The organism is Sphingomonas sp. GW821-FHT09B04, assembly GCF_059418285.1.
In genome coordinates, this window is the sequence record NZ_JBWKPO010000004.1 from 146,514 (window position 1) to 172,750 (window position 26,237).

Sequence of the window (26,237 nt, forward strand, 5' to 3'; positions counted from 1 at the left end):
AGGTCTAGTTGCCATTCCCCACGATCTTGGCGTCGCGCTCGATCTTGTCCCGCGCTTCGACAGATTGTTCCTGACCTTCGGCACGGATCGCGGCTGCAGCTTCGAGGTCGGCGTTGCTTTCGTTGCGCAGTGCCTGACCGCCGGCGCCCTTAGCCTCCGCCTCGCGCGCCAGTTCGGCGCTTTTCTCATCGAGATGATCGGCACGATCGTTGGCGTCGTCGGCAATGCGTTCCTCGGCCCGGATGGCGTTGCCCTCGACAAGCTGCTCGTTCCCCGGATTCTGCGAGCAAGCGGAACAGAACAGAAGCAGCAGGCCAGTGCTGACGCGGATGGTTGTGCGATTGGAGGCGATGTGTCCGATCATTGCGATCCCCTGACTATCGCAGGAAAGGGTAGCCGGCAGGCATTACCAATAAGTTAGGCCCTATTTCGTCCGCACGACCTCGACGATGGTATCCCCCGCCTCAAGTGCTTTAGCCTCATCGGTGAAGAAGCCGAACGGCTGGCCGCCGCGATAGAGGCGCAGGCCGATACCGGTCGGGATCGCGGCGAGCGGCTGGCCGATCTCGTCGGATTTCACCGGGCGTTCGGCGAGCGCGACCGGCCCCTCGATCGAGGCGAGGTCCATCATATAGTCGGCGACGTGCCGGCTCTTGCACGAACTGGCAAGAAGAAGTCCGGCGAAGCTGACGGGGTTGATGACCGTGGTCGCGCCGGCGGCACGCGCGGGGAGTTCATTATCCTCGGCTTTCACCACCGTGCTGATCCTGAGATCGGGGGCGAGGTGGCGGGCGGTGAGGGTGATGAGGACCGATGTGTCGTCGCGGCCCGCGCTGACGATCATCGACTGGGCACGGGTAATCCTGACATCCTCCAGCGTCGCGTCGCGAGTGGCGTCGCCCTGAAGGATGATGCAGCCGCATTCGCGGGCGCGGTCCAGTGCCTGTTGATTGCCGTCGATCACGACGATGTCGCCCGGATCGGTGCCGCGCGCGATCAGTTCGTCAACGGCTTCGGAGCCGGTCGTGCCGAAGCCCGCGACAATGATGTGGCCGTGGAGGTTTCGCTGGATCAGGGCCATGCGCCATCTATCCCATGTACGCTTGAGGACGAAATTATACGCGGTGCCGAGGAACAGCAGCACTGCGAAGACGCGGATCGGGGTGACCACCAGCGCGTCGAACAGCCGCGCGCGCTCGGTGACCGGGGCGATGTCGCCATAGCCGGTCGTGGTGATCGAGATCATCGTGAAATAGACGATGTCGACGAAGCTGATGTGCCCGTCATAATTGTCGCGAAGCCCCTCGCGATCGAACCAGTGGACGCCAATTGCGAGGGCAAGCAGGCCGATGACCGTGAGGACGCGCCACGAAATCGAGACCCACACGGGGAGCGTCGATTTGCGCTTGAGCGTGGCGTGGGGAAGGAAGCGCATGCGGGGTGAAGCTTAGCCGGTATCGCAGTTCGATCAATGCGTGCGCTTACGGTCGCGCCGGGAGCCTCGGTATCGGATCGACCGGCGTGCGGCCCTGACGCATTTCGAAATGGAGCTGCGCACGGTTGGCGCCGCTGTCGCCCGAAAGCGCGATCATCTGCCCACGCTTCACGCTCTGCCCGCGCTGGACGAGAAGCTGTCCGGCATGGCCATAAACGGTGGTCCAGCCACCGCCATGCTGGAGAATGACCAGCCCGCCCAACGAGGGAATGTCGCTGCCGACATAGGCGACGGTGCCATCGGCGGCGGCAAGAACCGGCGTGTCGAGCGGGACCGCGATCTTGATGCCATTACTGCGCTCGCCCGAGGCGACCGGACCGAAGCGCCGGACGATATTGCCGCGCGCAGGCCATTGGAACTGGCCGCGCAGCGCAGCAGGCGGAGCCACCGCAGCGGTGGGCGGGAGGACGCGGGCCGATGATGCGGTGGGCCGGGTCGGCCGCGAACGCTCGGGAATCGCAGGCTGGCTCCCTGTAACGATATCGTCGATGTCGAGGCGGAAGGCGGCGGCGCGCTCCTCGCGGGTGCGGGGACGTTCGGCGCCGGGGATCAGGACGCGCTGGCCGGTGCGCAGGATATAGGGTTCGGCGAGGTCGTTGGCGGTGACGATCTCGTTCCAGGCAACGCTATAGGCGCGTGCGATGGCGATGCCGGTCTCACCATCGCGGACGAGGTGGTAGCGGCCGCCGGGGATCGACAGGCGCTGGCCTGCGCGGATCGTGAAGGGACGCTCAAGGCCATTGGCGCGCGCGATGGCTTCGGAACCGGCGCCCGTCTTGTTGGCGATGCCGCGTATCGTATCGCCGGGCTGAACGACGTAGGTCGAGGCGGGGATCGAGCGCGCGTCGGCAGTGACCCGGCGGGCCTCCCAGGCGGGTAGCGGTGCGGGAAGGGCGGTCACATCCTCCCGTCGCGGGACGCGAGTCGGATCCTGCGGCTCGTCATCGGAATAGCTGCGTGTGGGCGGCGGACCGCTCCCGCCCGGAATGCATGCCGAGGCAAGCGGCAGCAATGCCACCGCGATCAACTTCCAACTAAGGGCCCCCCGGCCAACCATGCCTTCCCCCGGCATCAACGAAATATATCGGTAACCATATCAAGGGATTCGCGATGCGTCATGTCCAGATGTAGCGGCGTGACGGTAATGTAACCCATTTCGATCGCTTCGAGATCGGTATCGGCGACCGGCGTATGATCCACGCGGCCAAGGCCGAACCAGTAATAGTCGAAACCGCGCGGGTCGGTGCGCTTGTCGAGCTTCATCCGGCCATAATCGCGCAGGCCCTGGCTCACCGCCTTGATGCCCTTCACTTCCGCAGCCGGGACCGGCGGGAAGTTGACGTTCATCAGCGTGCGTGGCGCCCAATCCGCGTCGAGCAGGGGGCGGAGCACGCGTTCGCCCCAGTGCTCGGCGGCTTCGAAGCTGACGCGTTCGCCGGGCGAGGGGGCCGCATAACGCTGGCTGAGCGCGATTGAGCGGATGCCGGCGAGTGCCCCCTCCATCGCAGCGGAGACAGTGCCCGAATAGCTCACATCCTCGCCCAGATTGGCGCCGCGGTTGACCCCGGAGAGGATCAAGTCGGGCGGGGAGTCCTTCATGATCTCGGCCAGCGCCATCATCACCGCGTCGGTGGGCGTGCCGGTAACCGCGAACCGGCGCTCGCCGAACTTGCGCAGACGCACCGGTTCGGTCAGCGAGAGCGATCGGCCCTTGCCCGACTGTTCCTCGAGCGGGGCAACAATGGTGATGTCGTCCGAAAGGGTGCGCGCGATTCGCTCGAGCACCTCGAGACCCCGGGCGTGGACGCCATCGTCATTGGTGAGGAGGATCCTCACGCGGGCTCGAGACGGTTGAGACCGCGGAGGTAAGGCTTGAGCGCCTCGGGCACCGCGACCGAGCCGTCTTCCTGCTGGTAGTTTTCCAGTACCGCGACCAGCGTGCGTCCGACCGCGAGGCCCGAGCCGTTGAGCGTGTGGACGAACGCGGGCTTGCCATCGGCATTGCGGTACCGCGCGTTCATGCGGCGCGCCTGGAAGTCGCCGCAGGTCGAGCAGGAAGAGATTTCGCGGTAGCGGGCCTGGCCCGGCAGCCACACTTCGAGATCATAGGTGCGCGTGGCGCTGAAGCCCATGTCGCCGGCACACAGCTTCATGCGGCGGAAGTTCAGGCCGAGCGCGGTGAGGATGCCCTCGGCGCAAGCGGTCATCCGCTCATGCTCGTTCTCGGAGTCGTCAGGGGTGACGATCGAGACCATCTCGACCTTGTCGAACTGGTGCTGGCGGATATAGCCGCGCGTGTCTCGACCTGCGGCGCCCGCTTCCGAACGGAAACAGGGCGTGAGTGCGGTGAGGCGCAGCGGCAGCGCGTCGGCGGAGAGGATCTGCTCGCGCACGATGTTGGTCAGGCTGACTTCGGCGGTCGGGATCAGCCAGCGGCCATCGGTGGTCTGGAAGCTGTCCTCGGCGAACTTGGGAAGCTGGCCGGTGCCGAACATCGCGTCCGGGCGGACCAGAATCGGCGGATTGACCTCCTCATAGCCGTGATCGCCGGTCAGCGTATCGAGCATGAACTGGCCAAGCGCGCGGGCGAGCTTCGCGGCATGCCCGCGGACCAGCGTAAACCGCGCGCCGGCGAGCTGCGCCCCGGTCTCGAAGTCGAGGCCGAGCGCGGGGCCGAAGGCGTCGTGCTCGCGCGGTTCAAAGGCAAAGACGGGCTGCGTGCCGCGGGTGTGGACAAGCTGGTTGTCGTCCTCGTCCGCGCCATCGGGGACGTCGGCGGCGGGAAGGTTGGGGATGGCGGAAAGGGCGGTCTTCAGCGCCTCATCTGCTTCAGTCTGATCGGTGGTGAGCTGTTCGAGCTCGTCCTTGAGCGCGCCAACCTCCGCCATCAGCGCTTGCGCGCGATCCTCGTCCTTCGCTGCCTTGGCCTGGCCGACCTGCTTCGACAGATCGTTGCGGCGTGCCTGAACCTCCTGCTGCCGGGTCGTGAGCGCGCGGCGCGATTCGTCGAGAGCGATCAGACTGGCGGCAAGCGGATCGGCGCCGCGGCGAGCGAGTGCTGCGTCGAAGGCTTCGGGGTTTTCGCGGATCAGGCGGATGTCATGCATGGGGCAGGGCTATGGCGGGACGCGATGACGCGCGCAACCCGGCGCACCGGGTGTGCGTTCACCTTCTGACGTAAGAAGGAGACGAACCATGCAGCTTCCGCACAAAGCCTTTGTCGTTGTGGCCGATGGCCGCAAGATGTTGTTCCTGAGGAACGAGGGCGATGCGGTGCACCCCGACCTGAAGGTCGAGCGTAAGCGGGTGCAAGACAATCCTTCTAACGGCGAGCACAAGACCGACGCACCGGGACGCAGTTTCTCAAGCGTGGGGCCGGGCCGGAGCGCCTATGAGGAAGCGGATTTCCATCAGATCGAGGAAGACCGGTTCGCGGCGGAAACCGCGGAACTGCTGCGCAAGCGCGCGCTCGACAATGACTTCGAGTCGCTGATCATCGTCGCGCCCCCTAGGACGCTGGGCGAGCTGCGCAAACATTATCACAAAGAGGTCGAGAATCGATTGGCGGGCGAGATCGACAAGGACCTCACCCGCCATACGATATCGGAAATCGAGCAGGCGCTGATCGCCGCCGAATAGTTACGCGGCGTCGGCCTCTTTCGCCTTACGATTCTGGAAGCGCTTGCGCACGACCAGAGCCGCTGCGGCGGCGCCGAACAGCAGAACCATCGGCGGGGCCGGGACCGGATCGGGACCACCCGACGAGCCGGTGCTGCCGCTCGACGTGCTGGTCGAGGTCGAGGTGCTGGTCGACGAGGTGCTGCTCCAGCCGCTCGACGTGCTCCATCCGCTTGAGGTCGAGGTCGAGACATCGCCCGACGAGCTGGCCGAGGTGGAGGTCGAGGTCGACACGTCACCCGACGACGAGGCTGAGGTCGAGGACCCGCCGGCAGAGGTCGAGGTCGATGAACCGCCGGTCGAGGAGGTGCTGGTGCTCGACACGCCGCCGGTGGAGGTAGAGGTCGAAGAACCGCCTGAACCACCCGAGCCGCCTGAAGCCGACGAGGTCGAACCGCCCGAAGTGCTGGTCGAACCGCCCGACGAGGTCGACGAGATCACGATCCCGCCGCTGCCGCCCGAACCGCCCGAACCGCCGAAGAAGCCGCCCGCGAAGAAACCGCCGCCAAAGCCGCCGCCGAAGCCGCCACCGCCGACAGCAGCGCCACCGCCGCCACCACCGCCGCCGCCACCGACTGCGGGCATTTCCGCATAGACGGGCGGGGGAAGGGGGACGGGTGCGCCCTGCGCGGTGACCGTGAGCACCTGAGGCTGGCACTGCGCCGTAGTGACGGTGCGCCGTACGATCCGCTTACGGACCGCGGGACGCTTCACGACCGCACGCTTGGTGATCACGCGCTTCACCGCAACAGGCTGCTTCGACATGTAAGACCGCTCAGCGCGGGATTCGGCGACATGCACCGCACCACCGCCGATTACGGCGCCGCCGCACGCGCATGCGCACAATTTAGCCAAGGCCATCCGAACCGACATGATCGTTCTCTCTAGTTTTCCCGGAGACTGCACTGGTGCCGCAGACTCAGCGCCTGAGCAGGCTCATGCACGAAAAGTGCAGAACAAACCATTAAGTGCAATCGTGTTAACTATTGTTTCGACGGCCCGGAGGAAATTTTATCTGGGGATGGCGTTTGCCAGATGGTTAATGTGCCGCAGCGAGACATAAGTGCCCGCGGTGGGAAGTTAGCCCTAACACGAATGGTTAACCGGGGCGGGCGGGCTCGATCCGGTTCAGGTCCATGCAATTTTCCGCACTGCAAGAACAGTTTGGCGTGCGAATCTGTGGATTCGGACGCTTGTGGAGCCGGGCGCACCTGCCTATAGCGCCGTCGGGCAAAAGTCGGATCACGTCGGCATCGCCGTCCTGATCCGGGGTGGAGAGTGGCATGGCGACCGTTTACGAGCATCGCGACGACCCTGAAAAGGCGCCGCCGGCTGCCAATGACCTACCGGATGGTTATCGGCCAAGCCCCGAAGAACCCTTCATGAATCCACGGCAGCTGCAGTATTTTCGTGAGAAGCTGCTGGCGTGGAAAGATGCGATCCATCGCGAGGCGGCGGGCACGTTGTCGCAGCTTCAGGTCGATTCGCTGCGCGAAGCGGACCTGACCGATCGTGCGTCGAGCGAGACTGACTGGTCGATCGAACTGCGAACCCGCGACCGACAGCGCAAGCTGATCGCCAAGATCGACGCGGCGATGCGCCGGATCGACGATGGCGAATATGGCTATTGCGAAGTGTCGGGTGAGCCGATCAGCCTCGGCCGGCTGGAAGCGCGTCCGATCGCGACCATGACGGTCGAGGCGCAGGAGCGCCATGAGCGGAACGAGAAGGTTTCGCGCGAAGAATAGTCCAAGATTGAACGCGGATACCCATTCCGATTAACGGTTTGGATAGCGATTGCTGCTTTAATTCGCGCATGAAAGCGAGTTTGCAGAACGGCAGATGGACCAGTTTCCGACCGATCCCCTGAACGCAAATTTGAGCGATGATCCTTCGAGCCAGCGCTCGGCTTCGCGTGACAGCCTGATGCTATCCGCTCAACTGCGGGTCGGCGACGAGGCTGAAGTTTCCGTGCGCGTGCGCAATCTCTCGGCGGGCGGGCTGATGGCGGAATATGCCAATCCGGTAACGATCGGAACGCGAGTCGAGGTCGATGTGCGTGGCGTTGGCTGGGTTGGTGGCCGAATCGCCTGGACTGCGGAAGGCCGGGTAGGGATCGCATTCGACCGCGAAATCGATCCGCTGGCGGCGCGCAAGCCGGTTGGCAATGGCACCCACACGCCGCGCTATGCAAAGGCGACCGAGGCCGCGCCGCGGCCTGCCCGTCCGCTCTTTCGATCCTGATGATGTAAGGGAGTTTGCCTGACCCTGTCAGGCGGGCTGTCATGATGCTGCAACGATACGGCGTCACCCCGGCTATCGAGCCAGGGCGACACCACGACACGCTTCAGGTGAGCGTGATCTCTTCCTTTACCCTAAGTTTCTGGCGCTTCAGGTCGGCGATGATCATCTGATCGGGCATTGGCCGCTGCGATTCGACGCTGATCCTGCGATCGAGGGTCTCGTGCTTGGCCGTCAGTGCCGAGAGATGCGCGTTCTGCATGGGAAGCTATCCTCCTGCTCGTGGGTTGCGAGGATCACGGAGTAAATCACGATTCGCGGCGCTTGTCGCCCCTTGCGAATCGCTGCATCGACAGGGCAACGGGGTTCTGCGACGGGCCGATTCAGGCACGGGTCGCCCGGGGTGCGTAAGCGAATGGAAGACACCGAGATTCTGCGTCGCCTGGAACTGCTCCGGGTCGAGCATCGCGACCTCGACGCGGCGATCGAAGCGCTGTCGGGCAGCAATGCGCCGGATCAGCTCCAGATTGCGCGCCTGAAGAAGCGTAAATTGCGGCTGCGGGACGAGATCGCAATGCTGGAGGACCGGCTGATCCCTGACATCATCGCATGATCCCGCTTATGAACAACGCATCGCTTTGGGACATGGGATTGCGAGGATTGGCTATTCCGCTGCCGGACCCTTTGTGTCAGCGTCACTCGCGATGAATAAAGGCGACGCAACATCGCGAATCCATCGGCGGCTGATCGACTCGCTCTATACCGAGGCGATGGTGCTGGCAGATGAGACGCGCGCCTATTTTGATGAGATGGGACGCAGCGAACGCGATACGCTCGATGCGATGACGCGCGTGATCTTCTCCTGCGAGTCGCTCAAGGTGACGACGCGGCTGATGCATGTAATCGCGTGGCTGCTGACCCAGCGCGCGGTGGATGCCGGCGAGATTCCCATGCGTGATGCGCTTCATTCATCGCGACGGTTGGGCACGGCGCCCGAGACCGACTCGGCTGCGTTCGACCTGATGCCGTTGACGGCGCAAGGGTTGATCGCGGCGAGTCAGGATCTCTATCGCCGGGTCGCACGGATCGACACGGCGCAAGGGGATGAGGCGCCGGTGCCGGTCAGCCCGGCGCGGCGGATGCTCGATCGGCTATCGCACGCTTTCTAGCGTTCAGGCGCTCCAGCCACCCTCGGACAATGCTGCAATGCGCCCGCGCGCGGCGCGATATTCGCTATCCAGCCGATCGACGAACTCGGCGACCGGCGTGACCGCGTGGACTGCGCCGATCCCCTGGCCCGATCCCCAGATGTCGCGCCAGGCCTTGGCTTTGGAATTGCCGCCCGAGCCGAAGTTCATCTTGCTCGGATCGCTCTCGGGCAGATTGTCCGGGTCGAGACCCGCGCCGACGATCGAGGCGCGCAGATAGTTGCCGTGCACGCCGGTGAAGAGGCTGGTGTAGACGATGTCCGACGCCGAGCTTTCGACAATGCCGTTCTTATAGCTGGCCTCGGCATTGGCCTCGGCCGTCGCGATGAAGGGCGAGCCGATATAGGCAAGGTCGGCGCCCATCGCCTGCGCGGCGAGGATGGCGCCGCCATTGGCGATCGAGCCGGAAAGGATGATCGGGCCGTCGAACCAGGCCCGCGTCTCCTGCACAAAGGCGAAGGGGCTGAGCTGGCCGGCATGGCCGCCCGCGCCGGTGCAGACGAGGATCAGGCCGTCGGCGCCCTTTTCGATCGCCTTGTGCGCGAACCGGTCGTTGATCACGTCGTGCAGCGTGATGCCGCCCCAGCTGTGGACGGCCTGATTCAGCGCTTCCTGCGCGCCGAGTGAGGTGATGACGATCGGCACCTGCCATTTTCCGCAGGTGGCGAGATCGGCTTCGAGCCGGTCGTTCGAACGGTGGACGATCTGGTTGACCGCAAAGGGAGCCGCAGGACGCCCCGGATTGTCGCGATTCCACGCCGCGAGCTCTTCGGTGATCTGGTGAAGCCATTCATCGAGCTGGCTCTGCGGCCGGGCATTCAGCGCCGGGAAGGAGCCGACGATCCCGGCTTTGCACTGGGCAATAACCAGTTCCGGACCGGAGACGATGAAGAGCGGCGATCCGATAACCGGAAGGCGCAGGCGATCGAACAGAGCGGGTAGGGCCATTTGCGTTTCATACCCGAACTGAATTTCCTGTCCAGCGGGCGCGGTATGGCTCATCAGAATACCATACCAGATATTTGAAAAGGCTAATCGACGCGCGTCAGGCCAGTGCGAAAACGGCGCTGCCGATCGGTGTAACTGTGCGCGGAAATCAGCAAAGCAGCGCGTGTCGTAGCGTCAAGCTCGCGCACCGCACGCGCGGGGCTGCCGACGATCAGGCTGCCGGGTGGAAATTCCTTACCTTCGGTCACCAACGCACCGGCGCCGATCAGGCAATCGTCGCCAATCACCGCGCGGTTGAGAATAATCGCGCCCATACCGATGAGGACACGGTTTCCGATCGTGCAGCCGTGCAGGATCGCGTGATGGCCGATCGTGCAATCGGCACCGATGGTGAGCGGGACACCCGGGTCCGAATGGAGCATTGCGCCCTCTTGCACATTACTGCGTTCGCCGATGGTGATCGGGGTGTTGTCCGCGCGGATCACAGCGCCGAACCACAGGCTTGCCCCCTCTGCCAGACGCGCGTCGCCGATAACGTCGGCGCTCGGCGCGATCCAAGCGTCGGGATGGATCGACGGTGCAATGCCCTCGAACGCATAGACGGCCATCATTTCCTCGATTCAAATTTGTTGGCCGGACGGAACGTCCCGCGGTTTCAACCGTATATCCTCATGACTCGGCGCTGCCGAGCCGGATTGCAGGAGACGGTCGATGATCAACCTTATCGTGCTTCTAATTGTAGGCGGCGTTCTGGGCTGGCTGGCCAGCATGGTAATGCGGACCGACGCTCAGCAGGGCATTTTCCTGAATGTCGTTGTGGGCATCGTCGGCGCAGTGCTGGCCGGATTGCTCATCACACCGCTGATTGGCGGCGTGCCGATCACCCAGGGATCGTTCAGCCTGACATCGCTGCTCGTATCGTTCCTGGGCGCGGTCGTTTTGCTCGGAATTGTGAACCTGGTGCGGCGCGGTTCGATGCGCTGACCCGGGCATATCCTTCCCAAGCACCTGGGCGGCTTCGGCCGCCCATTCTTTTTGCGTCAGTGAAGCGCGAGATGGGTAAAATCGGGAACGGGGATACCGAGCGCAAATGCCAGCGCGATCGCACCCATCAGCACCGCGAGCGTCGAGGACATCGAAAACAGGCCCCAGCCCACCGCGGTAACCATCGCCGGATTTGGGCGCGACAGGCGCCGGTTCTGCTCCGCCGACATCAGCACGAATGCCGTCAGCAGCCCGTAGAGGAAAACAGAAAACTCGATCATGTGCTGGGTCCCGCCCCGAAACTCGGCTAGAATTACCGGCAATGGGTTAACGCTTCAATTTCGGCTCGCCGCAACTTTGCTGCATTGCAGCGCGAATTCGCGCCAGTTTCGCGAGTTGAAACTGGGTTCAGGTTCGCTTGACCGTCCGGGGATCGCGCGCCTATTCGCGCTCGCAAACGCACGCAGGAGAGAATCGCCGCGATGAAGAAGCTCTATCCCAGCGCCGAGGCCGCGCTTGACGGTCTGCTTCACGATGGCATGACGATCTGCGCCGGCGGCTTCGGCCTGTGCGGCATTCCTGAGCGGCTGATCGACGCGATTCAGGTGTCGGGCGTCAAGGGTCTGACGATCGCTTCCAACAACGCCGGAATCGACAATGAGGGTCTCGGCAAACTGCTGCGCAGCCGCCAGGTCCGCAAGATGATCTCTTCCTATGTCGGTGAAAACAAGGAGTTCGAGCGGCAATATCTGGCCGGCGAGCTTGAAGTAGAATTCTGCCCGCAGGGTACGCTCGCCGAGCGCTGTCGCGCCGGCGGCGCTGGAATCCCCGGTTTCTACACCAAGACCGGCGTCGGCACGAAAGTGGCCGAGGGCAAGGAAGTGAAGCTGTTCGACGGCGAGGAGTATATCCTCGAGCGCGGCATTCGCGCCGATCTATCGATCATCAAGGGCTGGAAAGCGGATGAAGCAGGGAACCTGATCTTCCGCAAGACCGCGCGAAACTTCAACCAGCCGATGGCGACCGCGGCGAATATCTGTGTCGCCGAGGTCGAGGAAATCGTGCCGGTCGGCAGCCTCGATCCCGACGCGATCCACCTGCCGGGCATCTATGTGAAGCGGATGATCATCGGCGCGCCGTACGACAAGAAGATCGAGTTCCGGACGACGCGGGCGCGGCCGGAAAGCGTCGGCGCCGCGTGAAGCGGCTGCGCGCCGCGGTCGCGCTGACGCTGCTGCCGGTAATGGCGGGCGGCTGCGTGGCGGCGGCGATCCCGGTGGTGGCCGGCGGACTGATCGCTCGCGATCAGCTTCCGGGCGGTGACAAGAAACGCGCCGCGAAGCGGAAGGCGACGACCCCGGCTCCTATCCTGCCGAAAGCCGAAACAGGGCAGGTCGCAATGACCGCGATCGACGGACGCGCCGTAGTTCAGACCGGTTTGAAAGCATTGCCGCGGCCTGACGGTACGGTGCCCGGCGGAGCCGCCGGCTCGGGAGAAGCGGCGGCTTACAGCCTGCAAGCCTATCAGGCGCTTTGGAATCATCTCGCCGTGCAAGCAGAACGCCGCCGCCGGGGCGAGGCGCTACAGTCCGTGATACTGGCGCCCGGTGCTACACTCGATGCGCCGGGCTATGCGGCCTGTGGCGGCAAGCCGTTGGCCGTCGTGTTCGATCTGGACGAGAGCGCCGACAAGGCCGTTGATCCCGATGCGCCGTGGCGCCGCTGGAAGGGTGATGGGACCGATGCGGTTACCGCGACGCCGGGCGCGGTCGAGGGGATTGAAGCGGCGCGTCGCGAGGGCGTCGCGGTGATCTTCACCACGCGCCGCTCGCCCGAAAGCGCGCCCGGGATTACTGGTCTGCTCGATCAGTTGGGCTTCGGCCGGTTCGAGCCGGGCCGCACGCTGATCCTGGCTGGCGGTAGCGAGGCGGGGAAGGGCGACGAACAGGTGCGTCAGGTGATCGCGGCCGGTTATTGCGTCGTCGCGCTGGTTGGCGATTCGCTCAACGATTTCAGCAAGCTGTTCGAAGCGGCAAGCGATTCCAGCAAGCGCCAGACCGCGGCAACCGAAACGATGGTGGCGCCGCTCTGGGGTTCGGGTTGGTTCATCCTGCCGAACCCCGTGCGCAGCATTGCGACGACTGGCGCGCAATGACGGCTTTCGTCCGCAGGACCCCCGGTAGCCTATGGCTGACCGTTGGCGGCTGGCTTAGCATAGCGGCGGCGGTGGCTCACCTTGCCGCGATCGCAGGGGGTGGCGACTGGTACCGTTTTTTTGGCGCGGGCGAGGCCATCGCCAGCGCGGCCGAGCACGGTAGCCCGGTACCGGCCTTGCTGACTCTCGGGATCGCGACGGTGCTCGGTATATGGGCCGCCTATGCCTTTTCGGGTGCAGGCCGCATACGCAGACTACCCTTGTTGCGAACCGGTCTGGTCGTGATCAGCGCCGTGTATCTGCTGCGCGGCTCGGTGCTGTTCATGCCGGCGGCGCTGGGGCGGCAAGACCTGTCGCCTGCTTTCATCTTCTGGTCGTCCGCGATCGTGCTCGTCTATGGCTTGGCCTATACGATCGGAACGTGGCGCGCCTGGCCCAACCTGACGAAGAAGGAATTTGCCTGATGCCCTGGACCCGTGACGAAATGGCTGCCCGCGCCGCCAAGGAACTGCGCGACGGCTTTTACGTGAATCTGGGCATCGGTATCCCGACGCTGGTGGCGAACCATATCCCGGAGGGGGTCGAGGTGACGCTGCAGTCGGAGAACGGGATGCTGGGCATCGGACCGTTCCCCTATGAGGGCGAGGAAGATCCCGATCTGATCAATGCGGGCAAGCAGACGATCAGCGAGCTGCCCCAGTCGGTCTATTTCAGCAGTGCGGACAGCTTTGCGATGATCCGCGGCGGGCATATCGACCTGACCGTGCTGGGGGCGATGGAAGTCGCGCAGAATGGCGACATCGCCAACTGGATGATTCCCGGCAAGATGATCAAAGGGATGGGCGGCGCCATGGATCTGGTCGCAGGCGTCAAGAAGATTATCGTGGTGATGGAGCATAACGCCAAGGACGGCAGCGCGAAGTTCATCCCCGAATGCACGCTGCCGCTGACCGGCAAGAATGTGGTCGACATGATCATCACCGATCTGGCGGTGTTCCAGCGCGCCGACCATGATTCGCCTTTCCGTCTGACAGAGCTGGCTCCCGGGGTGACCGAAGACGAGGTCGCGGCGAAGACCACCGCGGCGTACGAGATGGCACTGGCGGCCGCCTGAGCGGGTAACATTCTAGCCGGTGGAGGCAGAGATCTCTGCGAGGATCCAGTCGCGGAATGCGATGATCTTTGCGCTGAGCTGACGCGTCGACGGATAGACAAGCCAGAAGGCACGGCCGTCGGTAGCGGCGTGGGGATGGACGCGGGCCAGCCGGCCGGCGGCAATGTCTGCGGCGAACAGGATCGGCGAACCGATTGCAACGCCATGACCCGCGATTGCCGCGGCAATATCGAGATACTCAGCGGAGAAGGTCGTTCCGAAGCGGTCGGGCGCGGGGCCGGTGGAATGACCGGTGTCGCGATACCAGATCTCCCACCAGTCGGGGCGGCCCAACAACGGGACCCGAGGTGCTCCGTCGGGATCGTTCAGACCGCGAACGGCTTCCAGCAATCCCGGCGCGCATAGCGGGGTGAATACGCTCGGAAACAGGGGCGTGGCGCGCAGTCCGGGCCAGCTGCCATGACCGTTGCGGATCGCGATATCATAGCCGCCGCCAGCGAGGTCGCGCGCGTCAGGCGACAGGTCCAGCTCGACGCGTAACTCCGGATGAAGCGCCCGGAACCGGCCTAGGCGCGGAGCGAGCCAGGAAGTGCCGAGCGTCGGGAGGGCCGTGATATGAAGCCGGGTCTGATCCGCCTCGATCGCGCGCGCGAATCCGGCCCGCAATGTCGTGAAAGCGGACAGTGCGTCCGCGGCGAGCACTTCGCCAGCGACGGTCAGCTCAACCCGTTGCGCGCGGCGATGGAACAGGTCGACCCCGATCTGTGTCTCAAGCTGGCGGACGTGATAGCTGACCGCGGCAGAAGTCGTCTGGAGCTCGCGCGCGGCGGGTGCGAAGCCGCCCAGCCGCGCTGCCGCTTCGAAGGCGCGGATTGCCATCAGGGAGGGGAGGGTGGTCGTCACCGCAAATCCAGCTGAATGTTTGAGACTAGCTATAGGCCAAGTACCCCAAGTTTGACTGAGGGTAATCCGATATCTTTCGAGTCCCGCACCCGCCGCGAAGGCCGCAGAGGTTGGCGGCCATTTCTCGAAGGATGAGTGTATGCGGACATTCGACGGCTTCCATCGGCGCGCAGTGCTGGCGGGTCTGGGCGGATCGGGCTTGCTCCTGAGTGGAGGGCAAGCATTTGCGGGCGCGACGGACCGGCGGCGCGACTGGGCGTGGCTTGAAGGAAACTGGAAGGTGTACCACCGTCGTCTGCGGCGGCGGCTGGTGCGGGATAGTCATTGGGATCGCTTCACCGGCGACAGCGCCGTGTGGATGACGCTGGGCGGACTTGGCACGATCGACGACAATCTGCTGCGCCTTCCCGGCGGCGATTATCGGGCGATGGGGATCCGCGCCTATGACCCGGCGACCGGCCGCTGGTCGATCTGGTGGCTCGATGGGCGCAACCCGGTGCGGATCGATCCGCCGGTTACGGGGCGGTTCGAGGGCGATACCGGCTTGTTTTCGGGTGCCGACACGTTCGACGGGCGGCCGATCGACGTGCGTTTCCACTGGCGTGGAATCCACGGACCGCGCCCGCATTGGCAACAATCCTTCTCGGCCGATGGCGGCGCAACCTGGGAAATGAACTGGGAGAGTTTCTTCACCCGTACTGCCGTGACGCCAACCTCTCTGCCGACGCGGAGCGACGCTGCGCCAGATGATTGGGCGTTCCTTGCCGGGAGTTGGACGGTGCGCCACCGCAAGCTGCGAAGGCGGTTGGCTGGCAGTCAGGACTGGGATTTGTTCGGCGGGACTTTTGTCAACTGGCCGACGCTGGGCGGCAACGGAAATGCCGGAGACAATTTGATGGAGGCGCCGGGCGGGACGTTCCGCGGCGTCGGATTTCGTGCCTGGGACCCGGCGACGCGCGAATGGCTGAGCTGGTGGCTCGACGGGCGCGACCCGAGCCGGATTGGCGCACCGCTGCGCGGCAGATTCACGGGCGGGATCGGTACCTATCTGTCCGACGACGAGCATGAGGGGCGGCCGGTTAAAGCGCGCGTCACCTGGTCGCGGATCACCGGCAAGACCGCGCGTTGGGAGCAAGCATTCTCGGCGGACGGCGGCAGGACATGGGAAATCAACTGGACTTCCGATTTCACGAGGGTCGCGTAATGGACCGGCGTGCGATGATGCAGAATGCCGTGCTGGCGTTTGGCATTTTCAATGCGCCTTCCGCTGTCGCGCAGGAGAAAGACTTGCCCTTACCTGAGGGCGCCGCTTCGCGCGCGGATTTCGACTATTTCATCGGTAGCTGGAAGGTCGAGCACCGGCGGTTACGCAAGCGGCTGGCCGGAAGCGATGACTGGGAGAACTTCGCCGGCCGTACGCGTTGCCAGCAAATGTTTGGCGGGCTGGTCAACCTCAATGAGAGCGTCTCCTGGCGCGGCGGACGCACCAGCTATGGCATGGGGTTGCGCGCGCTGGACGAACCGGGCGGGCGCTGGGTGGACTGGTATCTCTCAGCAGGCGATCTCAGCAAGATCGACCCGCCGCTCTATGGCCGGTTCCTCCAGGGTGTCGGTACTTTCGTGTCGCGCGATACGTTCGAGGGAAGGCCCATATTGGTACGCGGGCAGTTTTCCTCCGTGAACGCGAGTGAGGCACGTTGGGAGCAGGCATTCTCGACCGACAAAGGCAGGACTTGGGAGACCAATTGGGTGATGCGATATCTGCGCGCGGAGGATGTGAAATGAACGAAAGCGTGACGATCGGATGCAGGTGCGGAGCGACACGCCTTGAGGTCTCGGGGCGGCCAATTCTGGTGTCGGAGTGCCTGTGCGACAGTTGTCGTGCGGCTGCATGGCGGCTCGCCGCGCTTCCCGGCGCGCGGAACATCCTCACCAGCTATGGCGCGACCCCCGCTGCCGAGTACCGCAAGGATCGGGTGCTGTTCCAGTCCGGTGCGGAGCAACTGCGCGAGTTCAGGCTGACTCCGGAAGCCGGTTCGCGCCGGGTGATCGCGGCCTGCTGCAACACCCCGCTATTCCTCGAGTTGAAGGGCGGGCATTGGCTGAGCGTCTATCTGCACCTCTGGCCGGAGGCGCAACGGCCGAAACCCGAGCTGCGGACCATGGTCGGCGATCTGCCCGATCCGTCTGTGCTGCCGGACGACATCCCCAACCTGAAGAGCCACACGATCGGCTTCTATGCGAAGTTGCTCGGCGCGTGGATCGCGATGGGATTCCGCAACCCCCGAATCGAGGTTGCGGGAGCCATCGACGTCTGAACGCTCAGGCGGCTTTGCGCCGCTCCGCCATCTCGTCGTTGAGCATCTCGGCCAGCAGGAACGCCAGCTCCAGCGACTGGCCCGCGTTGAGGCGCGGATCGCAATGGGTGTGATAGCGGTCGGCGAGGTCATGCTCGCTGACATCGATCATGCCGCCGGTGCATTCGGTCACGTTCTGGCCGGTCATTTCGGCGTGGATGCCGCCGGCGAAGGTGCCTTCGGCGCGATGCACAGCGAAGAATCCACGCACTTCGGCAAGGATGCGTTCGAATGGGCGCGTCTTGTAGCCGTTCGCCGCCTTGACGACGTTACCGTGCATCGGATCGCAGCTCCACACCACCGGATGCCCTTCGCGCTTTACCGCGCGCACGAGCTTGGGCAGGCCGTCCTCGATCTTGTCATGGCCATAGCGGGTGATGAGCGTGATGCGGCCTGGCGTCCGCGCCGGGTTGAGCGTGTCGAGCAGGCGCAACAGCGCGTCCGGCTCGAGGCTTGGGCCGCACTTCATACCGATCGGATTGCCGATGCCGCGCAGGAACTCGACATGGGCCGATCCGTCGAACCGCGTGCGGTCGCCGATCCACAGCATGTGTGCGCTGGTGTCGTACCAGTCGCCGGTGAGCGAATCCTGCCGGGTCAGCGCCTGCTCGTACGGGAGCAGCAGCGCCTCATGGCTGGTATAGAAATCGGTGCCCTTGAGCTGGGGGACGCTGTCGGCGTCGATCCCGCACGCCTGCATGAAGTCGAGCGCTTCGCCGATGCGATCGGCGACGTCAGCGAACTTGGCGCTCCACGGGCTTTTGCCCATGAAGTCGAGCGTCCATTTATGGACCTGATGCAGGTTAGCGTACCCACCGCTGGCGAAGGCGCGCAGCAGGTTGAGCGTCGCGGCGGACTGGCTGTAGCCTTGGACCATCCGCTGCGGATCGGGAATGCGTGATTGCGGCGTGAAGGCGATGTCGTTGACGTTGTCGCCGCGGTAGCTCGGCAGTTCGACGCCATCGATCGTCTCGGTATCGGCCGAGCGCGGCTTGGCGAACTGCCCGGCCATGCGGCCGACTTTCACCGTCGGCAGTTTCGACGCGAACGTCAGTACCACCGCCATCTGGAGAATGACGCGGAAGGTGTCGCGGATGTTGTTCGGGTGAAACTCGGCAAAGCTCTCGGCGCAATCACCACCTTGTAGCAGGAAAGCCTCGCCGCGCGCGACCTTGGCCAGCTCCTGCGTCAGTGCACGCGCTTCGCCTGCGAAGACGAGCGGAGGGAAGCTGGAGAGCTGCGTCGTTGCCGCATTCAGTGCCGTGGCATCGGGGTAAATCGGGAGCTGGCGGGCCTCGGCCGACTTCCAGCTGTCGGGGGTCCATCCCATGGCCTGCTCCAAGTTACGGACATGGACATACCAGTCCTGATGATGCGCGATGCCATTGGCGGCAATCTGGTTGAGAACAGCCGGAGATGCGCGCTTCCCATCTTCTTCCCAGCCCTGAACGGTCGAACCGGGCGTGTCGAACCACGCGCCGAACGCGGCACGGGAAAGGGAGCGTTCCTCGCGGAAGCGGCGGATCTTTGAACCAGCTAGTGTCGTCATGATGCGAGCGCCTTACCCCGTGCGGGTAAACAGGTGCAAGACCTAAATTCACCCTTATGGGGTAAGTGGAGAGCCGCACGACCAGATTGGTTCAGCCCGCCTTAATGCGGACGCGGGTGATACCTATATGAGCATGGCCGGAAGCCGGCGGGTGAAGGAAGGTGCGTAGTGATCCGAATGCTGATGCTGGCGGCGATTGCCGCGACCCCGGTGCTCGCGCAGGAGGCCGAGGACGATAATGCGCCGCCCCAGCGGGTGCGCAGCGTGCTGCTGTATGGCGAGGATCAGTGTCCCAAGGCTGAGAGCGAAGATGAGGTGGTCGTCTGCGCGAAGGTCGGGGAGTCGCCTTATCGTATTCCCAAATCGTTGCGGAAGACCGAGCCGGGTCCCGGCGGGACCAGCTGGACTCGCCGGGCCGAGCTGGTCGATGAGGTGAACCGCGTGACGCTGCCGGGCAGCTGCTCGCCGATCGGGAGCTTCGGGCATTCGGGCTGCACGATGCAGATGCTCCAGCAATGGCGCGCCGAGCGGACCGCGAAGAAGGCCGAGGAAGCGGCGATCCCCGGCGGGGAAGAATAGCCTATTGCCCGAAGCCGGGTTCCGAGGCCCGGCTGACGGCTTCACGCGCCGCAGCGAACAGGGCGCCGGCCTTGGCCTCGCATTCGCGCTGTTCAGAGGCGGCGTCGCTGTCGGCGACGATGCCTGCGCCCGCAGTGACGTGCATCACGCCATCCTTCACGATCGCGGTACGCAGGACGATGCAGCTGTCCATTGAGCCGTCGGGCGAGAAATAGCCGACACCGCCCGCATAGGGGCCGCGCTGTTCGCGCTCGAGTTCCGCGATGATCTCGCATGCACGCACTTTCGGAGCCCCGCTGACGGTGCCCGCGGGGAAGCCCGCGAATAGCGCGTCGAGCGCGTCGGCGTCGGGGCGCAGCTTGCCGACCACGTTGGATACGATGTGCATGACGTGGCTGTAGAATTCGACGGTGTAGCTGTCGGTGACCCTGACCGTTCCCGCATCGGCCACGCGACCGGTGTCGTTGCGGCCGAGGTCGAGCAGCATCAGATGCTCGGCGCGCTCCTTGGGATCGGCGAGCAGGCTAACGCGATTGGCCTCGTCCTCGGCCGCGGACTTTCCACGCGGCCGGGTGCCCGCGATCGGGCGGATGGTCACCTCATCGTCGCGGACGCGCACCAGGATCTCAGGGCTGGAGCCGGTGAGCGCGAAGCCGGGGAGGTCGAGGAAATAGAGGAAGGGCGAGGGGTTCACGCGGCGCAGGGCGCGATAGAGCTCGATCGGGGGCAGCGTGAAGGGCGCAGTGAAGCGCTGAGCGAGCACAACCTGAAAGATGTCACCCGCGGTGATATAGTCCTTCGCGCGCTTCACCATCGCAGTGTAATCGTCGGCCGAGGTTGTCGATTGGGCGACGGGCTCGACTGGGTCGGCGGCGACCTTGGGCGGCAGTGGTGCCGAAGCAAGGCGCGCCGCGGTTGCGTCAATCCGTTCCGCAGCAGCCGACAGCATCGCTTCGGTGTCGCGGCCGCCGTCGGGCCAGACGGGCGCGACCAGGAACAGCGAATCCGCCAGCCGGTCGAAGATCAGGATTACCGTTGGCCGCACGAAGATCATGTCGGGCAGGTCGAGGGGGTCGCTGGCGGCGCGGGGCAGCTTCTCGACCAGTCCGATCGTCTCATAACCGAAATAGCCGACGAGACAGGCGAGTGCGCGGGGCAATTCCGCGGGCACATCCATGCGGCAGCTCTGGACGAGCGCGCGGAACGCCTCGAGCGTCGGCTGGCCGGCGGGGCTGAAGGCGGTGCGATCGGTGAGCCAGTACGGATTGACCTCTGCCTGTTCTCCATGCGCGCGGAAGACGAGGTCCGGGGCGAGGCCGATCAGGCTATGACGGCCGCGGACCTCACCACCCTCGACCGATTCCAGCAGGAAATCGCCGCGGCCCGGCTCGATCAGCTTGAGCGCCGCGGCGACCGGAGTGTCGGTATCCGCCAGCTGCCGGCGCCAGACCAGCGCGGGACGGCCTTCGCTCAGCGCTGTACGTGCGGCCTCGAGGCCCTCTGTTCCCGACCCCATGGCAATCAGTTGCCGCCCTGGCCGTCGAGCTGCGCCTTGAGCTTGGCGATCGCCGCATCGTCGCGCTTGACGCCAACCGACTTGCGCGCGGCAGCGACGAACTGCTCAAGATACTCGGCGCCGACGACCTGACCCAGACCGCTGCGGGTCTGCGCAACCAGCTGCTGGTTGCTGCTGGCATCGCCTGGCACGATCTCATCGAGCCAGACCACCCAATAGCCGCCGCCATTGGGCTCTTCGGTCATCTTGGCCTTCTTGGCGGCGATGGTGAACATCAGGCGCACTGGCGGCGGGACTTGCAGGCCGGCCTGGGCGAGCTGCCCACGTACGGCATCAAGTGGCTTAGGCGCGGGCACCGGCAGGCCGGTCTTCTTGATCGCATCGGCGATCGATGTGCCCTTGTTGACGTCCGCGAGCACGGCGATTGCGGCCTTGCGTGCAGCCTGAAGCTGACGGTCGCGAATGAAGCCGGCGACGACTGCCTCGCGGATTTCGGCAAGCGGGCGCGGTGCGGCGGCAATCACGCGATCGGGCTTGATCAGCGCGAAGCTGCCGTCCTGACCGAGCGGTACCAGCTGCGCGTCGTCATTGATCTCCATCGCGAAAGCAGCCTGCGCGATCGCTGTCATCACCGGATCGGGCGGGGTCGGGGTCGTTGCCTCGGCGGCCTGCTGGGTGCGGCCGTCACCGAACACCGGCTGGCTGACCTCGGCCTTGAGCTTGGCGTCGGCGACCGCTTCGTCGAACGTCGCATTGCCGACGATCGCGGTATCGATCCGCGTGCGCAAATTGGTCAGCGCTTCGGCTTCCTTGCGCTGGGTGACCGCGGTGGCGATCTCGGCGCGGACCTGATCGAGGGTCTTGGCCGGAATCTGTTCGACCTTTTCGACGCGAACGATGTGCCAGCCGAGCGGCGAGCGCAGCGGACCGACCACACCGCCCTGCGCCGCGGCAAAGGCGGCGTCGGCAATCTGCGGGCTGTTGGCGCGCGCGAAGCTGTCCTTCTGCGCGTCGGCGACGGTCGAGGGCTGGAGGCCCGCGGCCTGCGCCGCAGCGGCGATCGATTCGCCGCCCTTGACCTTCGCGGCGAGTACATTGGCGGCGTTCTGATCCGCGACGATCACCTGCGCCAGCGTACGCTTGGTGCTGGCGGCGTACTTTGGGGCATCCTGCTTATAGGCAGCCGCGATTTCCGCCTCGGTCGCCTTGGCGCCTTCGGCGAACTGATCGGGGCGGACCACGGCGTAGCGGATCACGCGGCGCTCAGGCAGCGTGTAGCGAGCGCGGTTGCGATTGTAGAAGGCGGTCAGCTCAGCATCGGTGGGGGCGGGACCCGCCGCGATGGCGGTGACCGGGATATAGCCCACCGAGCCCTTACGGCGCTCAAGCAGCTGCGACGCGTACGGCAAAGCGAGCTGGTTCGAGACATAGGTCGCGCCGCGGGTGACACCGACCGCGGGGCCGACAACCCAGCGCGCAAGCGTGCCCTGACGGATATCGGCGCGAACCTGATCCGCGGTAATCCGCTGCTGCGCCAGAAACTGGTCGAACGCGCGCTGGCTGAACTTTCCCGTCACCGGATCGGCAAAGCCGGGCGCACCGGCGATCTCGCCATCCACCGCAGCCTTCGACACGGCCATGCCGTGTTCGCCGGCATACTCCTCGAGCACCATGCGGTTGACGACATCGTCGAGCACCTGATCGAAGCCGCCCATCGCCACGAACTGAGTCATGTCCAGTGCCGGCTGTTCCTGACGGGCGCGGTCGAGCGCGTCCTTGAGTCGGTCCTGCAACTCACGCTCGGTCACCTTGCGGTTGCCGACCTGAACCAGCGCACCCGTCGGGCCGCCGCCACCACCGCCGAGGTTGGTGATGTCGCCCAGCGCAAAGGCGACGGCGATCACCACGAGCAAGAGCAGGGCGATGATCTTGCCGACGGTCGAGAAGAGGGCGCGGCGGAGAATGGTGAGCATGGAGACCCGTTCGATGGGAGAAGTTGAAGGGTGCTTTAGGGGGGTGATGCGCCGCCATCAAGCTTGAGTGCATTCCATAGTGCGCGTACGGCGCTGTCCAAAATCGGACAAAGGGAGTTTGGGATGCGGCGCAAGCTGGTGGCGGGGAACTGGAAGATGCACGGCCTGATCACGGCGCTGCCCGAGATCGAGGCAATCGCGCAGGCCGCGGCAGTGACGCCGGGGGTCGATGTGGCGCTGTGCGTGCCGGCGACGCTGATCGCCCCCGCGGTGACGGTCGCGGCGCGGATGCCGATCGGCGGGCAGGATTGCCACGCGGCGGACCAGGGCGCGCACACCGGCTGTGTCTCCGCCCTGATGCTGCTGGGCGCGGGCGCGGCGCTGACCATCGTCGGCCATAGCGAGCGTCGCGCGGACCAGGGCGAGACCGACGCCGACGTCAAGGGCAAGGCCGAGGCCGCGCACCGTCACGGCCTGAACGCGATCCTGTGCGTCGGCGAGACGCTGGAGCAGCGCGACGCCGGACAGGCCGAGGCCGTCGTCACCGCGCAGCTCGCCGGATCGATGCCCGATGGCGCGGCGGCCGACTGGCTGTCGATCGCGTACGAGCCGGTCTGGGCGATCGGGACGGGACGGACGCCGACCGAGGATGACGTGGCGGCGATGCACGGCGCGGTGCGGGCGAAGCTCTCCGACCTGCTCGGAGCCGAGGCCGCAGGCGCGATGCGGGTGCTGTATGGCGGGTCGGTCAACGGGGCCAACGCCGCGGCGCTGCTGGGGTGCTCCGATGTCGACGGCGCGCTGGTTGGCGGAGCGAGCCTGACCGCCGAGAAGTTCGTGCCGATCATCGAAGCGGCCGCAAAGCTGTGACCGCGGTGCGCACCGCGACCTGCCAGTGCGGCGCGGTCCGGGTCGCCTGCGAAGGCGAGCCCGTCCGCATCTCGCTCTGCCATTGCCTCGACTGCCAGAAACGCTCAGGCAGCGTGTTCGCGGTGCAGGCGCGCTTTCCCGTCGACCGCGTGACCATCACCGGCGAGACGCGGAACTGGTGGCGCGCCGGGGACGAAGGCATGGTCTCCGACCATTATTTCTGCCCGAACTGTGGATCGGACGTGGCCTTCGTCGCGCGCGATTTCCCCGATACGGTCGCGGTGCCGGTCGGCGCGTTTGCCGATCCCGATGCGTTCCCGGCACCGTGGGCCGAAGTCTATGAAGAACGCAAATTCAGCTGGGTCGAGGTGGCGTTGAGCGAGGAACCGGGCGCCCCGCAAAGTTGACGTAATTACGCGGAACGCGATTCATTCTGTCAACTTCGTCGCTCTTGTCGGAGGCTGCGGGCGATCGGCGAGAACCGCCATGGCGAGGCGCAGATCGGGGCGGTGGATCGTGCCGATCTGACGCCCCCGGTAATAGCGCGGGATGGTGATGCCGTTGATTGCGCGGTCCATCGCCAGCGCGAAGACGCGGTCGTAGCTCAGCGACTGGGCGATATCCCACGCCGCGACGAAGCTTTCGGCGCCGGGGCGTTCGCGCAGCTTGTAGAGTGACTGACGACTCATCCCGACCGCGCGGGTGGCGCGCTGGACGGTGCCGGTGATCGCGAGTGCGGTGATGAAGTCGCGCTGTCGCTGGGGCGTCCAGCCATTATGGCGGTTGGAGGTGGGAACGGGCGTGAAGCCGAGCAACTCGGCTTCGTCCGTGGCGAGCAGGGTGCGTGAGTCGTCCATCCACCAGTCTATGGGCATAGACGGGGCTTGTAGGAAAGTTGTTTTTGTTCCTGCTGTGTTCCGGTCAGGCCGGGCGCGGCTGATCGGTTTCGCGCAGCAGCCAGGCGCGGGCATGGGCCTCGTCCTTGCGCTCGTATATCTCGTAGTGGAGACCGGGGATCAGCGCGCTTTCGATCCGGCTGGCGATGCGCACCCACTCCGCATCCGCGACGATGGCGACGCGATCGATCGCGCGGATCAGGCGGATGATGAGAGGGAGGTGCTTCAACTCCTCGACGACCGCGGACAGCGCGACCGCGGGCGAGCCGCGGACATCGGCGAGGATGTCGAGCTGTGGCGTGGTGTCGAGGAGGGTTTCGATCCGGGCGAGCGCGGGCGCGACGTCGGCGGCGGTGAAATGGCCTTCCGCGACGATGGCGATGGCGCGGGGGGAGAGGGGGGTGAAGGTTAGCATTGGTTCTTCAGCGGCGGCTTGACAGGATCGCCCTAGTCGATCTTCTCGATGTGCTTCTGGACAATGCTGGCCGCTTGCTCGACCCACGGTGTGCCAGCGCGTACGGCGACTGACCCAACGCCAGTGGCGCCGATCAACGCCAGCGAAAGCATGGCAACTATGACCTTAGAAGTTAACTTAGAGCCGCTTTCAATGGTTTCGCTTGCTGTTTTTCCAGCAAATTCCAAACCATACCTGAGGATGACGGAAACCAAATTCTCAATTGTTCTCAGAACGGCGAAGGCTGCTTTCTTTGACGTCGCTCCGGGTAACTCAAGGAATGATCGAATAAACGCAATTGTTTTTGGAACCTCTGCGTCGGCAAGGTCGGGGTACTTAGCAAGCTCATCGACAAGGTCCTTAGCTGTTCCGCTAAGTTCCCGCACGTCTTCTTCGTCAATCTCGAGTTCCGCTGCTCTCTGAGAAAAGCGCTCCCACTCCGGAAATTGAGATACATACATGGAAACGCTTGACGAGTATCCATTGAACATTGCGGTAAGTGCGTCGGGCATCTCGCAGGAGTATTGAGCGCACATGACGCTACACGAAATATTGCTAAGGCCAATCTTAACAATACTGTCGTTAGATGAGATTTGCTCATGCAACTTCTTTATACTTGCAACTAATCGGCGATCGCAGTTCGAGTTTTCTAAGCCCTCGATCAGTTGATTGCCTGCGTCAACAATATGCTCTAACGCGTTTTCTACATTATTTTTGTCCTCCGGATTGATAGTAGGAGGCCTGCGCAGAATTTGTATTTTTCCGTCTGCAACAGAAAATTGAACCGGAGCGACCTGCTGTCGAGGAACGATCGACTCAAGGTCGCTGAAGCTCAACGACTGTTGGCGTGGATCTGCTGATACTTGCGACGAAGAGACAAGGTTATGAAGGATTTTTAGCGCGGTCGATACGGTGAGGTCTTCCTGAGAGAAGGTGTCTCTGATTTCCGCATTCATTTGGGACCGCATGCGTTCTGACATCGCGGTTAGCCTGAATGGTCGGTCCGAGACGGCTTCTAGTAGCTTACTGTCTTCAAAAATAGACGTAAGTGACTTCAAGAGCTCGCTTCGTGCAATATCCCACTCTGACGGTTTCAATGCCGCTTGGAGGCGATTGAAAACCGAAAACCTTATACGCATCTCCTCGAACCGCAACATAGTTGCGGCATACGTGTCTCGGTCTTGGGCATCCCGAAGAAACTTCGCCCGCATAGGGCGGTCAATTGAGTAGCGAAAGGAAAGTATTACAGCGTGGATATCTCGCGCGATTTCTGAAAATTCCATCGGATCCCCCAAAAGTATCAGCTCAAACATCCAC

General features: G+C 64.4%; 33 protein-coding genes. 17 read left to right on the forward strand and 16 right to left on the reverse strand.

The features are described from left to right. Positions 1–4: 4 nt before the first annotated feature. The 5 genes from AC07NK_RS13590 to serS form a co-directional block, all read right to left on the reverse strand. Positions 5–364 carry a hypothetical protein gene (locus AC07NK_RS13590; protein ID WP_495171136.1) on the reverse strand — a complete coding sequence of 120 codons (360 nt, stop codon included), beginning with the start codon at positions 362–364 and terminating at the stop codon, positions 5–7. 60 nt (positions 365–424) lie between these two features. After that, the gene (locus AC07NK_RS13595; protein WP_495171137.1) at positions 425–1,435 is read right to left on the reverse strand and encodes a potassium channel family protein; all 1,011 of its coding nucleotides are present in this window, start codon (positions 1,433–1,435) and stop codon (positions 425–427) included. Positions 1,436–1,481: 46 nt separating this feature from the next. Further along, positions 1,482–2,396 carry a peptidoglycan DD-metalloendopeptidase family protein gene (locus AC07NK_RS13600; protein WP_495171138.1) on the reverse strand — a complete coding sequence of 305 codons (915 nt, stop codon included), beginning with the start codon at positions 2,394–2,396 and terminating at the stop codon, positions 1,482–1,484. Positions 2,397–2,566: 170 nt separating this feature from the next. Then, complete coding sequence (gene surE / locus AC07NK_RS13605) at positions 2,567–3,331, reverse strand: 5'/3'-nucleotidase SurE (RefSeq protein WP_495171139.1); 765 nt, start codon at positions 3,329–3,331, stop codon at positions 2,567–2,569. Beyond that, complete coding sequence (serS, locus tag AC07NK_RS13610; RefSeq protein ID WP_495171140.1) at positions 3,328–4,602, reverse strand: serine--tRNA ligase; 1,275 nt, start codon at positions 4,600–4,602, stop codon at positions 3,328–3,330. The genes surE and serS overlap by 4 nt, the downstream gene beginning before the upstream one ends. A gap of 88 nt (positions 4,603–4,690) precedes the next feature. Here serS and AC07NK_RS13615 point away from each other — a divergent pair, with 88 nt between their 5' ends. The 4 genes from AC07NK_RS13615 (at position 4,691) to AC07NK_RS13630 (ending at position 7,417) form a co-directional block, all read left to right on the forward strand. Continuing rightward, entirely contained in the window at positions 4,691–5,134 is a 444-nt protein-coding gene (locus tag AC07NK_RS13615) for a host attachment family protein (RefSeq protein ID WP_495171141.1), read from the forward strand. Between the two features lie 43 nt (positions 5,135–5,177). Next, positions 5,178–5,768, forward strand: a complete 591-nt coding sequence (locus AC07NK_RS13620; protein WP_495171142.1) for a hypothetical protein — start codon at positions 5,178–5,180, stop codon at positions 5,766–5,768. A 688-nt stretch (positions 5,769–6,456) separates the two neighbouring features. Continuing rightward, a complete protein-coding gene (dksA, locus tag AC07NK_RS13625; RefSeq protein WP_495171143.1) occupies positions 6,457–6,921 on the forward strand; it encodes an RNA polymerase-binding protein DksA in 465 nt (154 codons plus the stop codon). 130 nt (positions 6,922–7,051) lie between these two features. Then, a complete protein-coding gene (locus AC07NK_RS13630; RefSeq protein ID WP_495171144.1) occupies positions 7,052–7,417 on the forward strand; it encodes a PilZ domain-containing protein in 366 nt (121 codons plus the stop codon). A gap of 103 nt (positions 7,418–7,520) precedes the next feature. Here AC07NK_RS13630 and AC07NK_RS13635 read toward each other — a convergent pair whose 3' ends face one another. Continuing rightward, on the reverse strand, positions 7,521–7,676 hold the full coding sequence (locus AC07NK_RS13635) for a YdcH family protein (protein ID WP_495171145.1): 156 nt from the start codon (positions 7,674–7,676) through the stop codon (positions 7,521–7,523). A gap of 153 nt (positions 7,677–7,829) precedes the next feature. On the opposite strand from AC07NK_RS13635, the gene AC07NK_RS13640 reads away from it, so the two are divergent. Together AC07NK_RS13640 and AC07NK_RS13645 are read left to right on the forward strand one after the other, a co-directional pair. Next, complete coding sequence (locus AC07NK_RS13640; protein ID WP_495171146.1) at positions 7,830–8,027, forward strand: YdcH family protein; 198 nt, start codon at positions 7,830–7,832, stop codon at positions 8,025–8,027. 91 nt (positions 8,028–8,118) lie between these two features. Continuing rightward, positions 8,119–8,583, forward strand: a complete 465-nt coding sequence (locus AC07NK_RS13645; RefSeq protein WP_495171147.1) for a DUF1465 family protein — start codon at positions 8,119–8,121, stop codon at positions 8,581–8,583. A 3-nt stretch (positions 8,584–8,586) separates the two neighbouring features. On the opposite strand, the gene AC07NK_RS13650 is transcribed toward AC07NK_RS13645, so the two are convergent. Together AC07NK_RS13650 and AC07NK_RS13655 are read right to left on the reverse strand one after the other, a co-directional pair. Further along, positions 8,587–9,570, reverse strand: coding sequence for an NAD(P)H-dependent flavin oxidoreductase (locus tag AC07NK_RS13650; RefSeq protein ID WP_495171148.1), 984 nt, complete (start codon positions 9,568–9,570; stop codon positions 8,587–8,589). Positions 9,571–9,653: 83 nt separating this feature from the next. Then, positions 9,654–10,178, reverse strand: a complete 525-nt coding sequence (locus AC07NK_RS13655) for a gamma carbonic anhydrase family protein (protein WP_495171149.1) — start codon at positions 10,176–10,178, stop codon at positions 9,654–9,656. A gap of 103 nt (positions 10,179–10,281) precedes the next feature. Between AC07NK_RS13655 and AC07NK_RS13660 the strand changes: the two genes are divergently transcribed. Then, entirely contained in the window at positions 10,282–10,554 is a 273-nt protein-coding gene (locus AC07NK_RS13660; protein ID WP_495171150.1) for a GlsB/YeaQ/YmgE family stress response membrane protein, read from the forward strand. Positions 10,555–10,610: 56 nt separating this feature from the next. Here AC07NK_RS13660 and AC07NK_RS13665 read toward each other — a convergent pair whose 3' ends face one another. Beyond that, on the reverse strand, positions 10,611–10,835 hold the full coding sequence (locus AC07NK_RS13665) for a hypothetical protein (protein ID WP_495171151.1): 225 nt from the start codon (positions 10,833–10,835) through the stop codon (positions 10,611–10,613). A 201-nt stretch (positions 10,836–11,036) separates the two neighbouring features. On the opposite strand from AC07NK_RS13665, the gene AC07NK_RS13670 reads away from it, so the two are divergent. The 4 genes from AC07NK_RS13670 (at position 11,037) to AC07NK_RS13685 (ending at position 13,823) form a co-directional block, all read left to right on the forward strand. Continuing rightward, positions 11,037–11,756 carry a CoA transferase subunit A gene (locus AC07NK_RS13670; RefSeq protein ID WP_495171152.1) on the forward strand — a complete coding sequence of 240 codons (720 nt, stop codon included), beginning with the start codon at positions 11,037–11,039 and terminating at the stop codon, positions 11,754–11,756. Then, on the forward strand, positions 11,753–12,709 hold the full coding sequence (locus AC07NK_RS13675) for an HAD family acid phosphatase (RefSeq protein ID WP_495171153.1): 957 nt from the start codon (positions 11,753–11,755) through the stop codon (positions 12,707–12,709). Before AC07NK_RS13670 ends, AC07NK_RS13675 begins: the two co-directional genes overlap by 4 nt. A 71-nt stretch (positions 12,710–12,780) precedes the next feature. Continuing rightward, complete coding sequence (locus AC07NK_RS13680; RefSeq protein ID WP_495171154.1) at positions 12,781–13,173, forward strand: hypothetical protein; 393 nt, start codon at positions 12,781–12,783, stop codon at positions 13,171–13,173. Then, a complete protein-coding gene (locus tag AC07NK_RS13685; protein ID WP_495171155.1) occupies positions 13,173–13,823 on the forward strand; it encodes a CoA transferase subunit B in 651 nt (216 codons plus the stop codon). Before AC07NK_RS13680 ends, AC07NK_RS13685 begins: the two co-directional genes overlap by 1 nt. Before the next feature lie 12 nt (positions 13,824–13,835). On the opposite strand, the gene AC07NK_RS13690 is transcribed toward AC07NK_RS13685, so the two are convergent. Next, positions 13,836–14,702 carry a LysR substrate-binding domain-containing protein gene (locus AC07NK_RS13690; protein WP_495171156.1) on the reverse strand — a complete coding sequence of 289 codons (867 nt, stop codon included), beginning with the start codon at positions 14,700–14,702 and terminating at the stop codon, positions 13,836–13,838. Between the two features lie 163 nt (positions 14,703–14,865). Here AC07NK_RS13690 and AC07NK_RS13695 point away from each other — a divergent pair, with 163 nt between their 5' ends. The 3 genes from AC07NK_RS13695 to AC07NK_RS13705 are packed head-to-tail and all read left to right on the forward strand — an operon-like array spanning position 14,866 to position 17,044. Continuing rightward, a complete protein-coding gene (locus tag AC07NK_RS13695) occupies positions 14,866–15,930 on the forward strand; it encodes a hypothetical protein (RefSeq protein WP_495171157.1) in 1,065 nt (354 codons plus the stop codon). Continuing rightward, complete coding sequence (locus AC07NK_RS13700) at positions 15,930–16,511, forward strand: hypothetical protein (protein ID WP_495171158.1); 582 nt, start codon at positions 15,930–15,932, stop codon at positions 16,509–16,511. The genes AC07NK_RS13695 and AC07NK_RS13700 overlap by 1 nt, the downstream gene beginning before the upstream one ends. Beyond that, on the forward strand, positions 16,508–17,044 hold the full coding sequence (locus AC07NK_RS13705; protein ID WP_495171159.1) for a GFA family protein: 537 nt from the start codon (positions 16,508–16,510) through the stop codon (positions 17,042–17,044). Before AC07NK_RS13700 ends, AC07NK_RS13705 begins: the two co-directional genes overlap by 4 nt. 4 nt (positions 17,045–17,048) lie before the next feature. Here AC07NK_RS13705 and AC07NK_RS13710 read toward each other — a convergent pair whose 3' ends face one another. After that, positions 17,049–18,413, reverse strand: coding sequence for a class II 3-deoxy-7-phosphoheptulonate synthase (locus AC07NK_RS13710; protein WP_495171564.1), 1,365 nt, complete (start codon positions 18,411–18,413; stop codon positions 17,049–17,051). Between the two features lie 396 nt (positions 18,414–18,809). On the opposite strand from AC07NK_RS13710, the gene AC07NK_RS13715 reads away from it, so the two are divergent. Next, a complete protein-coding gene (locus AC07NK_RS13715; RefSeq protein ID WP_495171565.1) occupies positions 18,810–19,211 on the forward strand; it encodes a hypothetical protein in 402 nt (133 codons plus the stop codon). A 1-nt stretch (position 19,212) separates the two neighbouring features. Here the strand turns inward: AC07NK_RS13715 and trpE are convergent, their stop codons facing one another. After that, entirely contained in the window at positions 19,213–20,727 is a 1,515-nt protein-coding gene (gene trpE, locus AC07NK_RS13720) for an anthranilate synthase component I (RefSeq protein ID WP_495171160.1), read from the reverse strand. A gap of 5 nt (positions 20,728–20,732) precedes the next feature. Beyond that, entirely contained in the window at positions 20,733–22,700 is a 1,968-nt protein-coding gene (locus tag AC07NK_RS13725; RefSeq protein ID WP_495171161.1) for a peptidylprolyl isomerase, read from the reverse strand. A gap of 123 nt (positions 22,701–22,823) precedes the next feature. Here AC07NK_RS13725 and tpiA point away from each other — a divergent pair, with 123 nt between their 5' ends. After that, the gene (gene tpiA, locus AC07NK_RS13730; RefSeq protein WP_495171162.1) at positions 22,824–23,570 is read left to right on the forward strand and encodes a triose-phosphate isomerase; all 747 of its coding nucleotides are present in this window, start codon (positions 22,824–22,826) and stop codon (positions 23,568–23,570) included. Next, positions 23,567–23,977 carry a GFA family protein gene (locus tag AC07NK_RS13735; RefSeq protein WP_495171163.1) on the forward strand — a complete coding sequence of 137 codons (411 nt, stop codon included), beginning with the start codon at positions 23,567–23,569 and terminating at the stop codon, positions 23,975–23,977. Before tpiA ends, AC07NK_RS13735 begins: the two co-directional genes overlap by 4 nt. Before the next feature lie 21 nt (positions 23,978–23,998). On the opposite strand, the gene AC07NK_RS13740 is transcribed toward AC07NK_RS13735, so the two are convergent. The 3 genes from AC07NK_RS13740 to AC07NK_RS13750 all read right to left on the reverse strand — a co-directional run bounded on the left by AC07NK_RS13740 (position 23,999) and on the right by AC07NK_RS13750 (position 26,233). Then, complete coding sequence (locus AC07NK_RS13740) at positions 23,999–24,427, reverse strand: hypothetical protein (RefSeq protein ID WP_495171164.1); 429 nt, start codon at positions 24,425–24,427, stop codon at positions 23,999–24,001. A 64-nt stretch (positions 24,428–24,491) separates the two neighbouring features. Further along, complete coding sequence (locus tag AC07NK_RS13745) at positions 24,492–24,881, reverse strand: SpoIIAA family protein (protein WP_495171165.1); 390 nt, start codon at positions 24,879–24,881, stop codon at positions 24,492–24,494. 32 nt (positions 24,882–24,913) lie between these two features. Then, entirely contained in the window at positions 24,914–26,233 is a 1,320-nt protein-coding gene (locus AC07NK_RS13750; RefSeq protein ID WP_495171166.1) for a hypothetical protein, read from the reverse strand. Positions 26,234–26,237 lie beyond the last annotated feature (4 nt).

Coding starts and splice junctions, on each gene's coding strand:
- AC07NK_RS13650 (WP_495171148.1), bottom strand. CDS start 9,570: ATGGCCCTACCCGCTCTGTTCGATCGCCTGCGCCTTCCGGTTATCGGA.
- AC07NK_RS13745 (WP_495171165.1), bottom strand. CDS start 24,881: ATGCTAACCTTCACCCCCCTCTCCCCCCGCGCCATCGCCATCGTCGCG.
- AC07NK_RS13710 (WP_495171564.1), bottom strand. CDS start 18,413: ATGGGATGGACCCCCGACAGCTGGAAGTCGGCCGAGGCCCGCCAGCTC.
- AC07NK_RS13635 (WP_495171145.1), bottom strand. CDS start 7,676: ATGCAGAACGCGCATCTCTCGGCACTGACGGCCAAGCACGAGACCCTC.
- AC07NK_RS13615 (WP_495171141.1), top strand. CDS start 4,691: ATGCAGCTTCCGCACAAAGCCTTTGTCGTTGTGGCCGATGGCCGCAAG.
- AC07NK_RS13690 (WP_495171156.1), bottom strand. CDS start 14,702: ATGGCAATCCGCGCCTTCGAAGCGGCAGCGCGGCTGGGCGGCTTCGCA.
- AC07NK_RS13695 (WP_495171157.1), top strand. CDS start 14,866: ATGCGGACATTCGACGGCTTCCATCGGCGCGCAGTGCTGGCGGGTCTG.
- AC07NK_RS13660 (WP_495171150.1), top strand. CDS start 10,282: ATGATCAACCTTATCGTGCTTCTAATTGTAGGCGGCGTTCTGGGCTGG.
- AC07NK_RS13705 (WP_495171159.1), top strand. CDS start 16,508: ATGAACGAAAGCGTGACGATCGGATGCAGGTGCGGAGCGACACGCCTT.
- AC07NK_RS13700 (WP_495171158.1), top strand. CDS start 15,930: ATGGACCGGCGTGCGATGATGCAGAATGCCGTGCTGGCGTTTGGCATT.
- AC07NK_RS13595 (WP_495171137.1), bottom strand. CDS start 1,435: ATGCGCTTCCTTCCCCACGCCACGCTCAAGCGCAAATCGACGCTCCCC.
- AC07NK_RS13670 (WP_495171152.1), top strand. CDS start 11,037: ATGAAGAAGCTCTATCCCAGCGCCGAGGCCGCGCTTGACGGTCTGCTT.
- AC07NK_RS13655 (WP_495171149.1), bottom strand. CDS start 10,178: ATGGCCGTCTATGCGTTCGAGGGCATTGCACCGTCGATCCATCCCGAC.
- tpiA (WP_495171162.1), top strand. CDS start 22,824: ATGCGGCGCAAGCTGGTGGCGGGGAACTGGAAGATGCACGGCCTGATC.
- AC07NK_RS13750 (WP_495171166.1), bottom strand. CDS start 26,233: ATGTTTGAGCTGATACTTTTGGGGGATCCGATGGAATTTTCAGAAATC.
- AC07NK_RS13740 (WP_495171164.1), bottom strand. CDS start 24,427: ATGGACGACTCACGCACCCTGCTCGCCACGGACGAAGCCGAGTTGCTC.
- serS (WP_495171140.1), bottom strand. CDS start 4,602: ATGCATGACATCCGCCTGATCCGCGAAAACCCCGAAGCCTTCGACGCA.
- AC07NK_RS13590 (WP_495171136.1), bottom strand. CDS start 364: ATGATCGGACACATCGCCTCCAATCGCACAACCATCCGCGTCAGCACT.
- dksA (WP_495171143.1), top strand. CDS start 6,457: ATGGCGACCGTTTACGAGCATCGCGACGACCCTGAAAAGGCGCCGCCG.
- AC07NK_RS13715 (WP_495171565.1), top strand. CDS start 18,810: ATGCTGATGCTGGCGGCGATTGCCGCGACCCCGGTGCTCGCGCAGGAG.
- AC07NK_RS13665 (WP_495171151.1), bottom strand. CDS start 10,835: ATGATCGAGTTTTCTGTTTTCCTCTACGGGCTGCTGACGGCATTCGTG.
- AC07NK_RS13640 (WP_495171146.1), top strand. CDS start 7,830: ATGGAAGACACCGAGATTCTGCGTCGCCTGGAACTGCTCCGGGTCGAG.
- AC07NK_RS13645 (WP_495171147.1), top strand. CDS start 8,119: ATGAATAAAGGCGACGCAACATCGCGAATCCATCGGCGGCTGATCGAC.
- AC07NK_RS13685 (WP_495171155.1), top strand. CDS start 13,173: ATGCCCTGGACCCGTGACGAAATGGCTGCCCGCGCCGCCAAGGAACTG.
- AC07NK_RS13725 (WP_495171161.1), bottom strand. CDS start 22,700: ATGCTCACCATTCTCCGCCGCGCCCTCTTCTCGACCGTCGGCAAGATC.
- trpE (WP_495171160.1), bottom strand. CDS start 20,727: ATGGGGTCGGGAACAGAGGGCCTCGAGGCCGCACGTACAGCGCTGAGC.